14 protein-coding genes are annotated in these 13233 nt (G+C 67.3%); 10 read left to right on the top strand and 4 right to left on the bottom strand.

Annotated features, from left to right (window positions below; translation table 11 throughout):
* Positions 1–59: 59 nt before the first annotated feature.
* The 3 genes from A9976_RS11435 (at position 60) to A9976_RS11425 (ending at position 1833) form a co-directional block, all read left to right on the top strand.
* On the top strand, positions 60–794 hold the full coding sequence (locus tag A9976_RS11435; protein WP_183019101.1) for a phosphoribosyltransferase family protein: 735 nt from the start codon (positions 60–62) through the stop codon (positions 792–794).
* Positions 795–846: 52 nt separating this feature from the next.
* Entirely contained in the window at positions 847–1344 is a 498-nt protein-coding gene (locus A9976_RS11430; RefSeq protein ID WP_183019100.1) for a tRNA (cytidine(34)-2'-O)-methyltransferase, read from the top strand.
* Between the two features lie 183 nt (positions 1345–1527).
* Entirely contained in the window at positions 1528–1833 is a 306-nt protein-coding gene (locus tag A9976_RS11425; protein WP_183019099.1) for a DUF4148 domain-containing protein, read from the top strand.
* Between the two features lie 85 nt (positions 1834–1918).
* On the opposite strand, the gene A9976_RS11420 is transcribed toward A9976_RS11425, so the two are convergent.
* Positions 1919–2383, bottom strand: coding sequence for a MaoC family dehydratase (locus A9976_RS11420; RefSeq protein ID WP_183019098.1), 465 nt, complete (start codon positions 2381–2383; stop codon positions 1919–1921).
* Positions 2384–2459: 76 nt separating this feature from the next.
* On the bottom strand, positions 2460–3089 hold the full coding sequence (locus A9976_RS11415) for a LysE family transporter (RefSeq protein WP_012203595.1): 630 nt from the start codon (positions 3087–3089) through the stop codon (positions 2460–2462).
* 452 nt (positions 3090–3541) lie between these two features.
* On the opposite strand from A9976_RS11415, the gene kefC reads away from it, so the two are divergent.
* Positions 3542–5425: a glutathione-regulated potassium-efflux system protein KefC gene (gene kefC, locus A9976_RS11410; protein ID WP_183019097.1), complete on the top strand. Its 1884-nt coding sequence runs from the start codon at positions 3542–3544 to the stop codon at positions 5423–5425.
* A gap of 10 nt (positions 5426–5435) precedes the next feature.
* Here kefC and A9976_RS11405 read toward each other — a convergent pair whose 3' ends face one another.
* Positions 5436–6326 carry a LysR family transcriptional regulator gene (locus A9976_RS11405; RefSeq protein ID WP_183019096.1) on the bottom strand — a complete coding sequence of 297 codons (891 nt, stop codon included), beginning with the start codon at positions 6324–6326 and terminating at the stop codon, positions 5436–5438.
* A gap of 105 nt (positions 6327–6431) precedes the next feature.
* Between A9976_RS11405 and A9976_RS11400 the strand changes: the two genes are divergently transcribed.
* Together A9976_RS11400 and A9976_RS11395 are read left to right on the top strand one after the other, a co-directional pair.
* Positions 6432–7031, top strand: coding sequence for a short chain dehydrogenase (locus A9976_RS11400; RefSeq protein WP_183019095.1), 600 nt, complete (start codon positions 6432–6434; stop codon positions 7029–7031).
* Positions 7032–7109: 78 nt separating this feature from the next.
* Positions 7110–7568, top strand: coding sequence for a DUF1841 family protein (locus A9976_RS11395; RefSeq protein ID WP_012203591.1), 459 nt, complete (start codon positions 7110–7112; stop codon positions 7566–7568).
* A 75-nt stretch (positions 7569–7643) separates the two neighbouring features.
* On the opposite strand, the gene A9976_RS11390 is transcribed toward A9976_RS11395, so the two are convergent.
* A complete protein-coding gene (locus A9976_RS11390; protein ID WP_012203590.1) occupies positions 7644–8318 on the bottom strand; it encodes a cytochrome c in 675 nt (224 codons plus the stop codon).
* A gap of 116 nt (positions 8319–8434) precedes the next feature.
* Between A9976_RS11390 and A9976_RS11385 the strand changes: the two genes are divergently transcribed.
* The 4 genes from A9976_RS11385 to A9976_RS11370 all read left to right on the top strand — a co-directional run bounded on the left by A9976_RS11385 (position 8435) and on the right by A9976_RS11370 (position 13157).
* Positions 8435–9289, top strand: coding sequence for a MoxR family ATPase (locus A9976_RS11385; protein WP_183019094.1), 855 nt, complete (start codon positions 8435–8437; stop codon positions 9287–9289).
* A gap of 11 nt (positions 9290–9300) precedes the next feature.
* On the top strand, positions 9301–10011 hold the full coding sequence (locus A9976_RS11380) for a GNAT family N-acetyltransferase (RefSeq protein ID WP_183019093.1): 711 nt from the start codon (positions 9301–9303) through the stop codon (positions 10009–10011).
* Between the two features lie 31 nt (positions 10012–10042).
* Positions 10043–11230 (top strand): VWA domain-containing protein, encoded by a 1188-nt coding sequence (locus A9976_RS11375; RefSeq protein ID WP_183019092.1) that lies wholly within the window; start codon positions 10043–10045, stop codon positions 11228–11230.
* Positions 11231–11306: 76 nt separating this feature from the next.
* Entirely contained in the window at positions 11307–13157 is a 1851-nt protein-coding gene (locus A9976_RS11370) for an autotransporter assembly complex family protein (RefSeq protein ID WP_043824435.1), read from the top strand.
* The last annotated feature ends 76 nt before the right edge of the window (positions 13158–13233 follow it).

Here is a 13233-nt window from a genome sequence, read left to right as displayed (position 1 = left end):
GACAGGCGCCCGGCCCCGGAGCAAAGGGGTGGCGGACGCGGCGCGAGTATATTGACTCCATGCCCAACCTGCCTGCGTCATGGCTTTCGCACTGGCACGCCGGCCTGCCCAGCCAGTGCGCCATCTGCCGCCGCTGGCCTGCCCAGCGCCTGTGCCAGGACTGCCGCTTGCGCTGGGCCAGGCCGCTGGCGCGCTGCGGGCTTTGTGCCATGCCGCTGCCAGCGGGCCACGACGCCAGCGGCGGCCAGCAGGTCTGCGGCGCCTGCCTGGTCAAGCCCCCGCCACTGACGCACTGCCTTGCCGCGCTGGACTACGCCTATCCCTGGCACACGGTGATCGGCGACTTCAAATTCCGGGGAGACACCGGCCTGGCACGCAGCCTGGCCGCCCTGCTGCTGGAGCAGCCCGGTGCCCGCGAACATCTGGCGCAATGCGATCTGCTGCTGCCCATGCCCCTGTCTGCCCAGCGCCTGCGCGAACGCGGCTTTCACCAGGCCCTGGTGCTGGCCCGTGCGCTGTCCACCCCGTCCACCCGAGGCAAGCTGCGGCACCAGGCCGTGCAGCGCGCCCACACGGCACAGGCCCAGCATGACCTGCCGCGCACCCTGCGCCTGCGCCAGCTGCGCACGGTCTTTGCGGTGCCGCCAGCGCAACTGCCCCATGTGCGCGGCCGCAAGGTCCTGCTGATCGACGATGTGATGACCACGGGCGCCAGCCTGCATGCATTGGCCACCTGCCTGCGGCGTGCAGGCGCGGCCGAGGTCAGCGCCCTGGTGCTGGCGCGCACGCCCTGACCGAGGGGGTTCGGGGCCCGGGGGCATATGCCGGCGCGAGACAATACGGGCCATGTTCCATATCGTTCTCGTCGCGCCGGAGATTCCGCCCAACACCGGCAATGTGATCCGTCTGGCCGCCAACACCGGCTGCAGCCTGCACCTGATCGAGCCGCTGGGCTTTTCCATGGAAGACCGCCTGATGCGCCGCGCCGGGCTGGACTACCACGAGTACGCGCCCGTGCGCCGCCATGCCGACTGGCAGGCCTTCCTGCAGGACTGCCAGCCGGACCGCCAGCGCATGTTCGCCATGACCACGCACAGCAGCAGCCCCGCCCACGCCATCGGCTTCCAGCCCGGCGACTGGCTGGTGTTCGGCTCCGAAAGCAAGGGCCTGCCCCCCGAAGTGCGCGAGCAGTTCCCGCCGCGGCAGCGCCTGCGCCTGCCCATGCTGCCGCAGCAGCGCAGCCTGAACCTGTCCAATGCCGTGGCCGTGACGGTGTTTGAAGCCTGGCGCCAGCAGCAGTTTGCCGGCGCCGCACTGTCCGAGGGAGCATCCGGCGCGGCCTGAGCGATCAGCCGGACCGGGCAGAAAGTTCCCGGCCGATTGTTTCAACGGCTGAAAAAGCGCATTGCCAATCCAAGGGTTTTTCCTGATTCCAAGCCGCCCTACATTTGAGTCATGGGCTCTACGTTACCAAGCGATTTCCGCAAAGAACGCCCTGTCCCAGAAACAAAACAAAGGACTTGAATCATGAAGAACACCCGCCGTTTTGCCGTCCTGGCCGCCCTCTCCATCTCCGCCATCGCCGCCCAGGCCGCCGGCTTCGACTACGCCGACAACAGCAGCTACCCGCCCGAAGTGAAGACCCAGGGCACGCTGACACGCGCCCAGGTCATTGCCGACCTCAAGGCCGCCCAGGCCAATGGCACCATGCCCTCCGTCGCCGAAGGCTACCTGCCCATCCAGAACACCGCTGCCACCAGCGTGAATCGCGATGACGTGCGCCGCGAAGCCGCCGCCGCAGAGCGCGCCGGCCAACTGAACTTCGGCGCCTGAAGCCATACGCTCGGCCGGACGATCCCCCAGCAACCGCTGCCACCACGCAGCCAGCCCGCAGGTGCCGCCTGCGGGCTTTTTTCATTCAGGGCGCAGCCCCATAGTTGCGGGCCACGGACTCGGCCACGCAGGCCGGCTTGTCGGCGCCTTCGCGCTCCACGGTCACCAGCCAGGTCATCTGCAGGCCACCGGGCTCGATGGGCTCGGCGGCCTGCAGCGTCAGGCGAGCGCGCAGGCGGCTGCCCACGGGCACGGGGGAGGTGAAGCGCACGCGGTTGAGGCCGTAGTTCACGCCCATTTGTGCGCCTTCGATGTGAAAGCAGCTTTGAAAGAACTGGGGAATCAGCGACAGCGTCAGAAAGCCATGCGCAATCGGCGCGCCGAAGGGGCCTTTGGACGCACGCTCGGGGTCCACATGGATCCACTGCTGGTCGCCCGTGGCATCGGCGAACAGCTGCACCTGCTGCTGGGTGATGGTGATCCAGTCGCTGACGGCGACTTCCTGCCCCACGCAGGCACGCACTTCGGAATAGGAATGGAAGGTTTTCATGCCCCAAATGGTAGGGGCCGGTGCCGCGCGCTCCGTGTCGGGCGCGCGACAGCCTAGGGTTAGCCCAGGGCGGGCCTCAGCGCGAGGCGCGCTGCACGAAGAACAGCCCCGTGCCCACGGCCATCAGCAGCGCGCCGAAGACCCGGTTCTGGCTGCGCACGGCACGCGCGCTGCGCATGAAGCCGCGCAACGCGCTGGCGCTGGCCGCATAGCCGTGCATGACCATGGTGTCCACGGCCAGCATGGTGGCGGCCAGGATCAGCAACTGCAGCCACAGCGGGCGGCTGGTGGTCATGAACTGGGGCAGCACGGCCACCATGAAGATGATGCCCTTGGGGTTGGTGGCATTGGTCAGGAAGCCCGTGAGCACGCGGCGGCGCACGCTGAGCTCGGGCATGGATTCCTGCGTGGCCAGCGGAGCCGCACCCGAGCGCCATTGGCTGATGCCCAGGTAGATCAGATAGCAGGCGCCGACGATCTTGACGGCGTTGAACGCCCACTCGGAGGCCAGCAGCAGCGAGCCCACGCCCGCACCGGCGATCAGCAAGATGGTCAGCAGCCCCAGCTGCAGCCCGAAGATGGTGGCGCTGCTCTTGCGCACGCCATACGACAGGCCATGGCTCATGGACAGCACGGCGCCCGAGCCCGGGGAGACCGCAATGATCCAGCAGGCCACAAAGTAGGCGATCCAAGTATGCCAATCCATGCCAAACACCTTAAAAATACGGAGCAGGCCGGCATCTTAAAACTGCGCAGCCGATGTGGCGCGCTGCCGCTGCAAAGCCGGATGGGGCGATGAAGCATTCGGTGGCATTTTTCATCGCCGGGCCGCCCCAAGATGAAACGGCCCCTCGGGGGGGCAGCGGACCTTGCGCAGCAAGGGGAGCGTGGGGGCCATTTTTCATCGCCGGGCCGCCCCAAGATGAAAACGGCCCCCTCGGGGGCCAGCGGACCTTGCGCAGCAAGGGGAGCGTGGGGGCCATTTTTCATCGCCGGGCCGCCCCAAGATGAAAACGGCCTCCTCGGGGGGCAGCGGACCTTGCGCAGCAAGGGGAGCGTGGGGGCATTTTTCAACCCTGTCAGGAAGCTGACCCGGCTGTGAGAGTGACACAATCAATTACCCCAGGGTAAACACCAACTCCAAGATCCCAAGCTCCCATGGAACACAGCGCCCCCATCTGGCTGACCTACGGCTTTCTCTATCTCACCGCCGCCGTGCTGGCCGTGCCCATTGCGCGTGCCCTGGGCCTGGGCGCCATCATTGGCTACCTGGGTGCCGGTATTGCCATGGGCCCCTGGGGACTGTCGCTTGTCAGCAATGTGGATGACATTCTTCACTTTGCCGAGTTCGGCGTGGTGCTGATGCTCTTCGTGATCGGGCTGGAGCTGCAGCCCAGCCGCCTGTGGGAGCTGCGCCGGCCCATCCTGGGATGGGGGCTGGCGCAGATGCTGGCCTGCACGGGCGTGCTGTTCCTGGCGGCCTGGGCCTTCGGCTTTTCCTGGCGCGTGAGCCTGATCGCGGGCATGGGCCTGGCCCTGTCGTCCACGGCCATCTGCCTGCAGGTCATGGCCGAGCGCAACCTCATGCGCACGCCCAGCGGCCAGGCCGGCTTCTCCATCCTGCTGTTCCAGGACGTGGCCGCCATTCCCATCCTGGCGCTGATCCCCATCCTGGGCGCGGTCAAGGCCGCCAATGCCACGCACACCGACAGCCACCTGTGGCTGCAGGTGCTCAAGACCGTGGGCACCATCGCCGCCGTGGTGGTGGGCGGCCGCCTGCTGCTGCGCCCCCTGCTGCGCTGGATCGCGCGCAGCCGCACGCCCGAGATCTTCACGGCCACCTCGCTGCTGCTGGTGGTGGGCATTGCCATGCTGATGGTGCAGGTGGGCCTGTCCATGGCGCTGGGCGCCTTCCTGGCCGGCGTGCTGCTGGCCGACAGCGAGTACCGCAGCGAGCTGGAGACCAACATCGAGCCCTTCAAGGGCCTGCTGCTGGGCCTGTTCTTCATGGCCGTGGGCATGAGCATCGACTTCGGCGTGCTGCTGCGCGCGCCCTGGGCCATGGCGGCCATGGTGCTGGGCTTTCTGGCGCTCAAGGGTGCCGTGCTCTACACCCTGGCCCGCGTGCTGAAGCTGCCCTGGCGCGAGCGCCCGGTGTTCACCCTGCTGCTGGCCCAGGGCGGGGAGTTCGCCTTCGTGGTGTTCCAGACGGCGGCGCAGTACAAGGTGTTCCATCACAGCATCTCGTCCATGCTGGTGGCCGCCGTGGCGCTGTCCATGCTGGTCGGCCCGCTGGTGCTGGTGCTGCTGGACAAGCTGCTGCTCAAGCGCTTTGCCGACATGAAGGATTGCCAGGTCGACGGCGCGGGCCAGACTGCCAGGCCCCATGAGATCTCGGAGCCGCAGGACGCGCAAATCATCATTGCGGGCTTTGGCCGCTACGGCCAGATCGTGGCACGCGTGCTGCTGACCCAGGGCGTGCCGGCCACCATCCTCGACCACAGCGTGGAGATGCTGGAGGTGGCCCACACCTTCGGCTACCGCGTGTTCTTCGGCGATGCCACGCGCATGGACCTGCTGCGCATTGCCGGCGCGGACAAGGCGCGGGTGCTGGTCATTGCCGTGGACTCTTCCGAGCAGTCGCTGAAGATCGCCGCCCGCGTGCGCAAGCGCTTTCCGCATCTGGAGATCGTGGCCCGCGCGCGCGACATGGCGCACTGGTACCAGTTGCGCGACCTGGGCGTGCACCATGTCGAGCGCGAAGTCTTCGAGTCCAGCCTGGTCTCGGCCCGCACCGTGCTGGAACTTGCGGGCCACAGCCCTGCCGAGGCCCAGCGCACCACCACGCGCTTTCGGGAGCACAACCTGGAGCTGATCGAGCGCATGTACCCTCACCACAAGGACCAGGCCCAGCTCATTGCCGTGGCCAAGCAGGGCCGCCAGCAACTGGTCGAGCAGATGGCCAAGGAGCGGCAGGAGGCCCAGGCGCAGCAGGAGAAGGACCAGGCGCCGCAGGAAGCCCCGCCGCCGCCCGGCCCCTGAAAACCGGGCCTCAGGCCGCGCCCAGCGCCCGCACCATGTGGTCCACGAACTGCGCCAGCTTGGGCAGCTGGCGGCGGTCCGGCAGATAGACCAGGTGCACCGGGCGCGGCAGTGGCACGCAGTCCTGCAGCACGGGCACCAGCCGGCCCGCGGCCATGTCGGCGGCCAGCAGCACCTCGGGCTGCAGGATCAGGCCCAGGCCGCGCAGCGCCGCATGGCGCAGCCCGTCGCCGCTGTTGCAGCGCAGGCGGGCGTCTTCGGGCCACTGCACCGAACCCGAGCCGTCGCCGCGCAGAATCCATTCCGAGCGGCGCTGCCAGACCGCGTAGCTCAGGCAGTCATGGCGCGCCAGATCGTCCACGCCACGCGGATGCCCGCGCCGCCGCAGGTACGAGGGCGCCGCCGCGATCACCATGCGATAGGGCTGCAGCGGCCGCGCCACCAGGCCTTCGCCTCCCACGGGGCCGATGCGCACGGCCACGTCGATGTTCTCGCCCACCAGGTCGGCCATGCCGTCGCTCAGTTGCAGGTCCACGCGCACCAGCGGATTGGCCAGCTGGTAGTCGGCCACCAGCGGCGCGATCACATGGTTGCCCAGCGTGGTCGGCGCGCTGATGCGCAGCAGGCCCTGCGGGGCACTGCGGCTGCGCTCCACGGCAGACTCGGCCCAGCGCAACTGCTCGAAGACCTGGCGGCTGTCCTCGTAGAAGCTGCGACCCACCTCGGTCAGGCTGTGGCGCCGCGTGGTGCGCTGCAGCAGGCGCGCGCCCAGGTGGGCTTCCAGTTGCTGCACATGCTTGCCCACCATCACGGCCGAGATGTCCAGGCGCCGCGCGGCCTGGGCAAAGCTGCCGTCCTCGACCACGGCCATGAAGACCTCCATATTGCGCAGCTTGTCCATGGATTGCTAACCAATGCTTAGTAGTACAAAAAGATTTGGCTACTTTATGGCATAGGCAATTTGCAAAACACTGCAGGCCTGTTCACTTCTTCTGAAAGAAACCGCATGAAGATCCTGCTCATCGGTGCCACCGGCACCATCGGCCGCGCCGTCCACGCCCTGCTGGCCCCGCGCCATGAGATCGTCACCGTGGGCCGCAACAGCGGCGACCTGCGCGCCGACTTCACGCAGCCCGAGACGCTGCAGAAAATGTTCGAAGCCGCCGGCCAGGTGGACGCCATCGTCAGCACGGCCGGCAAGCTGCACTTCGGCCCGCTGTCCGAGATGACGGCCGAGCAGTTCAACTCCGGCCTGCAGGACAAGCTGCTGGGCCAGGTGCGGCTGGCCCTGCTGGGACAGCGCTGGCTGCGCGACGGCGGCTCCATCACGCTGACCAGCGGCGTCGCCGCCACCGAGCCCATCCGCCACGGCGCCAATGCATCGACGGTGAATGCGGCCCTCCACGGCTTCGTCACCGGCGCTGCGGTCGAATTGCAGCGCGGCCTGCGCATCAATGCCGTGAGCCCCACGCTGCTGACCGAATCGGCCCAGGCCTATGGGTCGCTCTTCCCCGGCTTCGAGACCGTGCCCGCAGCGCGCGTGGCCCTGGCCTACCAGCGCAGCATCGAGGGGGCGCAGACCGGCAAGGTCTTTGAAGTGATCTGATCCCGTTCTTGGGGCGGGCCCTCGGCAAAGTCCTTGCGTGCCCGCCCAAAAGGGCTGCGTGCTACGCTGCGCGCCACCATGTTCAACCCCACCCAAGCCGATGTGCGGCGCTTTTTCTGCGGCGTGCGCACCAAGATGCTGAACGGCGCGCCGATGGAGGCCATAGAGACGCTGGCCAGCCTCTGGATTGCCGAGCATCCCGAGTATTTCGATGACCTCGCCGACGTGGACGCCGCCCTGCTGCGCGACTACGACGCCACGCCCGGCGTGACCAATCCGTTTTTGCACCTGTCCATGCACCTGTCCATCAGCGAGCAGTGCAGCATCGATCAGCCGCGCGGCATACGCCAGGCCGTGGAGCTGCTCAGCCGCCGCCTGGACTCGCTGCACGACGCCCACCACGCCACCATGGAATGCCTGGGGCAGATGCTCTGGGAAAGCCAGCGTTCGGGCCGCCCCCCGGATGGCGAGGCCTACATTGCCGCCGTGCAGCGCCGCGCCACCAGCGACGGCGCCAAGGCCACGGGCGGCGCATAGCACCTCTGTGCATCACCCTCAAGACAAAGCCCGCGATTGCGGGCTTTTGCTATGGGGTATAGGGCAACGCGCGATTCACTGCGATTTCTGGCCCAGGCGGAAATGCGGCTGGGGCAGGGTCTGCAGCTCGCCATCCAGGCTGCCGATGTAGTTGGCCAGCGCCTTGAGTTCGCTGTTGGTGAACTGCTTGGCAATGCCGGCCATCACGCCGTTGCTGCGGCCGATGTGGGGGTTGCCTTCGGTCTTGTAGGACTTCAGGGCGGAGTACAGATAGTCCGCATACTGGCCCGCCACCTTCGGGTAGCTGGGGTCGATGGGCTTGGAAAAACCCTGGCCGTGGCAGGAGACGCAGGCCCCCTTTTGCAGCAGCGCGGCGACCTGGGTGCTGGGCTCGCGGACCTTGGCGTCGGCGGCCTTGGCCACGCCATGCTCGGCATAGTAGGCGGCCACGTCGGCCATGTCCTGCTCGGTCAGCGGATCGGCGATGCCGCGCATGGTGGGATGCTTGCGCTCGCCCTTCTGGTAGGCCTGCAGCGCGGCCACGATGTAGGGTGCGCCCTGTCCTGAAATCTTGGGGACCTTGTACACCTCGGGGAAGCTGGCCTGGTAGCCCTGGATGCCATGGCAGCCAATGCACATGGCGATCTTCCCCTCCCCTGCCTTTGCGTCACCTTTGCTTTGCTGGGCCTGTGCCACAGGGGTCACAGATGCGACAGTCAGCGCCAATACCGTGGTCAAAGTTTTTATCATTTTGCGCGCACAATCCTTCAAGAGTTCTGACGGATGCCTACTGCTGAGCGGGTAGCGCGAACGATTATGGCAGTCACCGTCAAGCGTCCCCATCAATACTTACGCTGATACCGCCCATGAAATTTCAAGGTTCCGAGAACTACGTCGCCACCCAGGATTTGATGCTCGCGGTGAATGCCGCAGCCACCTTGCAGCGCCCGCTGCTGGTCAAGGGGGAGCCCGGCACGGGCAAGACCATGCTGGCCGAGGAAGTGGCCGCCGCGCTGGACATGCCGCTGCTGCAGTGGCACATCAAGTCCACCACCAAGGCACAGCAGGGCCTGTACGAATACGACGCCGTCAGCCGCCTGCGCGACTCGCAGCTGTCCGACATCGACGGCGGCGAGCGCGTCAAGGACATCCACAACTACATCATCAAGGGCGTGCTGTGGCAGGCCTTCACGGCCGACCGGCCCGTGGCCCTGCTGATCGACGAGATCGACAAGGCCGACATCGAATTCCCGAACGACCTGCTGCGCGAGATCGACCGCATGGAGTTCTACTGCTACGAGACGCGCGAGATGATCCGCGCCAAGCACCGGCCGCTGGTGTTCATCACCTCCAACAACGAAAAGGAGCTGCCCGACGCCTTCCTGCGCCGCTGCTTCTTCCACTACATCAAGTTCCCCGACGCCGACACCATGCGCCAGATCGTGGCCGTGCACTTCCCCAAGCTGCAGGGCGAGCTGCTGGCCGCCGCGATGAAGGTGTTCTACGACGTGCGCAACCTGCCCGGCCTCAAGAAGAAGCCCTCCACCAGCGAGCTGATCGACTGGCTCAAGCTGCTGGTGGCCGAGGACATTCCCGTGGAGTCGCTGCAGACCGCCGAGGGCAAGGTCGCCGTGCCGCCGCTGGTGGGCGCCCTGCTCAAGAACGAGCAGGATGTGAGCCTGTTCGAGAAGCTGGTCTTCATGAACCAGCGCAACCGCTGAGGCCTGCGCCCATGCCCCATCCCGAACACACCAACGACACGGGCGTGCCGGCCCTCACCGGCCAGGTGACGACCATTCCCGTGGCCGGCGCGGTGGCGCACCAGGGCTTTGTGCGACCCGTGGTCATGCGCTTCAACGGCGTGCGGCTGGAGCCCCTGGCCCTCGCCCATGAAGCCGGGCTGCGCGAGGCCGTGCAGGACGGCCAGCTGTGGCGCATTCGCGTGACCTCGGCGCCCGAGCCCGCTGACGTGCGTGCCTATATCGAAGCCGCCCTGGAGCAGCGCAGCCTGGGCAAGCGTTTCGCCTTTGCCGTGCTGGACGACGACAGCGGCAAGGTGCTGGGCACCAGCAGCTACCACGACATCCTGCCCGAGGTGCGCCGGGTGGAGATCGGCTACACCTGGTACGCGCGCAGCGTGCAGCGCACCCATGTCAACACCTCGGCCAAGCTCATGCTCATGGGCCATGCGTTCGACACGCTGTCCTGCCATGTGGTGGGCTGGCGCACGGACTGCTTCAACTTCGCCAGCCAGCGCGCCATCGAGCGCCTGGGGGCCAAGAAGGACGGCGTGATCCGCGGCCACGCGCTGCGCCGCGACGGCTCCATCCGCGACACCGTGATGTACAGCCTGCGCAGCGGCGAATGGCCCGAGTCGCGCGCCCAGTTGCTGGACCAGTTGCAGCGCCATTCGGACGGCAACACGGCCGTGGCGCGCACATGAGGGCGCGTACGCCGGGCCCTCGGGAGATGCCATGCTGATCGACTTCTTCTACACCATGCGCGCGGCCAAGCTGCCCGTCTCGGTCAAGGAGTTCCTGACCCTGCTGGAGGCGCTGCAGGCCGGCGTGGTCGGCCCCAGGAGCGACGACGCCTGGAGCCTGGACGACTTCTACCACCTGGGCCGCACCGTGCTGGTCAAGGACGAGAAGCACTACGACAAGTACGACCGCGCCTTTGCCGCCTACTTCAAGGGCGTGGAGATGGTGGCCGACCTCACGCGCGAAATCCCCCAGGACTGGCTGAAGAAGCTGCTGGAGCGCGAGCTCTCGCCCGAGGAAAAGGCCGCCATCGAGGCCATGGGCTGGGACGAGCTGATGGAGACGCTCAAGAAGCGGCTCGAAGAGCAGAAGGAGCGGCACGAAGGCGGCAACAAATGGATAGGCACGGGCGGCACCAGCCCCTTCGGCCACGGCGGCTACAACCCGGCCGGCGTGCGCATCGGCGGGCCGGGCCGCAACAAGAGCGCCGTCAAGGTCTGGGAGCAGCGCGCCTACCGCGACTACGACGACACGCAGGAGCTGGGCACGCGCAACATCAAGGTCGCGCTGCGCCGGCTGCGCAAGTTCGCCCGCGAAGGCGGCGAGCTGGAGCTGGACCTGCCCGACACCATCCGCAGCACGGCCGCCAACGCGGGCTACCTGGACATCAAGATGATCCCGGAGCGCCACAACAACGTGAAGGTGCTGCTGCTCATGGATGTGGGCGGCACCATGGACGAGCATGTGCAGCGCGTGGAAGAGTTGTTCTCCGCCGTCAAGAGCGAGTTCAAGCACCTGGAGTTCTACTACTTCCACAACTGCGTCTACGACTTCATGTGGAAGAACAACCGCCGCCGCTTCGCCGAGAAGTTCCCGACCTGGGACATCATCCGCAAGTACAACAAGGACTACAAGCTGATCTTCGTGGGCGACGCCACCATGAGCCCCTACGAGATCCTGCAGCCCGGCGGCAGCGTGGAGTACATGAACGAGGAGCCCGGCGCCGAATGGCTGCAGCGCCTGACGCATGCCTTCCCGCGCTTTGCCTGGATCAACCCCGAGCCGCCCGGCGTCTGGCAGTACCGCCAGAGCATCAGCATCATCCAGCAGCTCACTGGCAACCGCATGTACCCTTTGACACTCAAAGGTCTGGAAGACGCCATGCGCCTGCTGTCAAAATAGGCCGATGCCCAAGCTCCCCCCCGCGACAGCGCCGGCCCGAGGGCCGGCGTTTTTGTTTCTGTTGAGTGCAGCCCTGATGCTCGGTGGCTGCAGCCTCCTGCCGTCCAAGAATGATGACAAGGACACGGACCCTTCGCTGATTGCAGCGACCGGCGACCCGGCCTTCTCGCTCGTCGTCGATGCGCCCAAGGAAGTGCGCGAGCTGCTGGAAAAGCACCTCGAACTGCGCCGCTACCGCTACCAGAGCGATCTGCAGCGGCGCGAACTCACGCGGCTGCTGGGCGCCACCGACGCCAACGTGCGCGACCTGATCGGCACGCTGGGCTACTTCAGCCCCACGGTCACGGTGGAGATCAAGGAAACGCCCGAATCCGAAGAGGCCCCGCTGCAGGTCACCGTCAAGGTGGACCCGGGCGAGCCCGCCACCATTGCGCGCAGCCAGGTGCGCTTTGCGGGCGTCAATGCCGATGATCCCGATGGCGCCTCCCAGCGCGCCACCATCGAAGAGGACTGGCCGCTGCAGCCCGGCCAGCGCTTCAGCCAGTCCAACTGGAGCCAGGCCAAGAGCCAGGGCCTGCGCACGCTGCAGTCGCGCCGCTACCCGCTGGCGCGCATCGACTCCAGCCTGGCCGACATCGACGCCGACACGCATGAGGCCGATGTCAGCGTGGCCTATGCGCCCGGCCCGGCCTATACCTTCGGCCCGCTGCGCATCGAAGGCGCCCAGCGCTACGACCCCGTGGGCACGGCCCGCATCGCACGCCTGCCCGAGGGCGAGGAATACGACCAGACCGCCCTGGTCGATGCCCAGCTGCGCCTGGCCAGCAGCGGCTACTACGACTCCGTCTTCCTCACGCTGGCCAACGTGCCCCAGCAGGGAGAAAGCGCCGCCGAGGATGAGGAGGCCCTCAAGCGCAAGGGCGCCCAGGTCACCACGCCCGTCATCGCCCAGGTGCGCGAGGCCCAGATGCAGAAATGGGTCTTCGGCGTGGGCATGAGCACCGACACCGGCCCGCGCCTGAGCGTGGACCACATCCACAACCGCCTGCCCTGGCTGGGCTGGCGTGCCGTCACGCGCATGCGCTTCGACCGCAAGAACCCGCTGATCTCCACGCAGTGGACCGCCCTGCCCGATGAAACCCTGTGGCGCTGGTTCACCACGGCCAAGGCCGAGCGCGCGCCCTCGGGCGACTTCGATGTCAACAGCCTGCAGCTGCGCGCCGGCCGCACCAAGTCCGAAGACCACATCGACCGCAACTACTACCTGCAGTACGACTACGCCAAGACCCAGGGCGAGGGCGCGCCCCCGTCCAGCTCGTCGGTCACGGCCAACTACGGCTGGACGGGCCGCTACTTCGACAGCACGCTGGCGCCCTCCTCGGGCTTCGGCTTTGCCTGGGAAGTCGGCGCGGGCACCACGCTCACGCCCCAGCGCACGCCGTTCGGCCGCGTCTCGGGCCGCTGGCTCAGCCTGATTCCCATCGGCGAGGTCGATCCCGAGACCAAGCGCCGCAGCCGCCTTGCGCTGCGCGCCTCGGGCGGTGCCTTGCTGGCACGCAAGGATGCCGACCTGCCCGTCACCCAGCTGTTCATCACGGGCGGCGACAACACCGTGCGCGGCTACGGCTACCAGAGCATCGGTGCGCGCACCGACAGCGGCAAGGTCATCGGCGGGCGCTACATGGCCGTGGGCAGCATCGAGTGGCAGCGGCCCATCGTCATCAAGGGCAACACGCAGGACTGGGAGCACGCCGTCTTCCTGGACGCCGGCACCGTGGGCGATGCGCCCGACTCCATGTACATGCGCGTGGGCGTGGGCACCGGCCTGCGCTGGCGCAGCCCCGTGGGACCCGTGCAGGCCGACATCGCCTGGGGCGCCCAGGAAAAACAGCTGCGCCTGCACCTGCGCCTGGGCTTCAACTTCTGACCATGGTGGATTCCCGTTTGAATACCCCTGCCTCCTCCGCCGCGCCAGATCAAGGCCCCCAGGCTTCCCCTCCGTC

This window comes from Delftia sp. UME58, from assembly GCF_014170385.1.
GTDB lineage: Bacteria > Pseudomonadota > Gammaproteobacteria > Burkholderiales > Burkholderiaceae_C > Comamonas > Comamonas acidovorans.
This window is presented reverse-complemented; position numbering and strand designations above follow the sequence as displayed.

What these genes read in the sequence shown, in the direction of transcription:
- A9976_RS11430 (WP_183019100.1), top strand. Translation starts at nt 847, where the DNA reads ATGTTCCATATCGTTCTCGTCGCGCCGGAGATTCCGCCCAACACCGGC.
- A9976_RS11435 (WP_183019101.1), top strand. Translation starts at nt 60, where the DNA reads ATGCCCAACCTGCCTGCGTCATGGCTTTCGCACTGGCACGCCGGCCTG.
- A9976_RS11375 (WP_183019092.1), top strand. Translation starts at nt 10,043, where the DNA reads ATGCTGATCGACTTCTTCTACACCATGCGCGCGGCCAAGCTGCCCGTC.
- A9976_RS11380 (WP_183019093.1), top strand. Translation starts at nt 9,301, where the DNA reads ATGCCCCATCCCGAACACACCAACGACACGGGCGTGCCGGCCCTCACC.
- A9976_RS11400 (WP_183019095.1), top strand. Translation starts at nt 6,432, where the DNA reads ATGAAGATCCTGCTCATCGGTGCCACCGGCACCATCGGCCGCGCCGTC.
- A9976_RS11395 (WP_012203591.1), top strand. Translation starts at nt 7,110, where the DNA reads ATGTTCAACCCCACCCAAGCCGATGTGCGGCGCTTTTTCTGCGGCGTG.
- A9976_RS11370 (WP_043824435.1), top strand. Translation starts at nt 11,307, where the DNA reads ATGCTCGGTGGCTGCAGCCTCCTGCCGTCCAAGAATGATGACAAGGAC.
- A9976_RS11385 (WP_183019094.1), top strand. Translation starts at nt 8,435, where the DNA reads ATGAAATTTCAAGGTTCCGAGAACTACGTCGCCACCCAGGATTTGATG.
- A9976_RS11390 (WP_012203590.1), bottom strand. Translation starts at nt 8,318, where the DNA reads ATGATAAAAACTTTGACCACGGTATTGGCGCTGACTGTCGCATCTGTG.
- A9976_RS11420 (WP_183019098.1), bottom strand. Translation starts at nt 2,383, where the DNA reads ATGAAAACCTTCCATTCCTATTCCGAAGTGCGTGCCTGCGTGGGGCAG.
- kefC (WP_183019097.1), top strand. Translation starts at nt 3,542, where the DNA reads ATGGAACACAGCGCCCCCATCTGGCTGACCTACGGCTTTCTCTATCTC.
- A9976_RS11425 (WP_183019099.1), top strand. Translation starts at nt 1,528, where the DNA reads ATGAAGAACACCCGCCGTTTTGCCGTCCTGGCCGCCCTCTCCATCTCC.
- A9976_RS11415 (WP_012203595.1), bottom strand. Translation starts at nt 3,089, where the DNA reads ATGGATTGGCATACTTGGATCGCCTACTTTGTGGCCTGCTGGATCATT.
- A9976_RS11405 (WP_183019096.1), bottom strand. Translation starts at nt 6,326, where the DNA reads ATGGACAAGCTGCGCAATATGGAGGTCTTCATGGCCGTGGTCGAGGAC.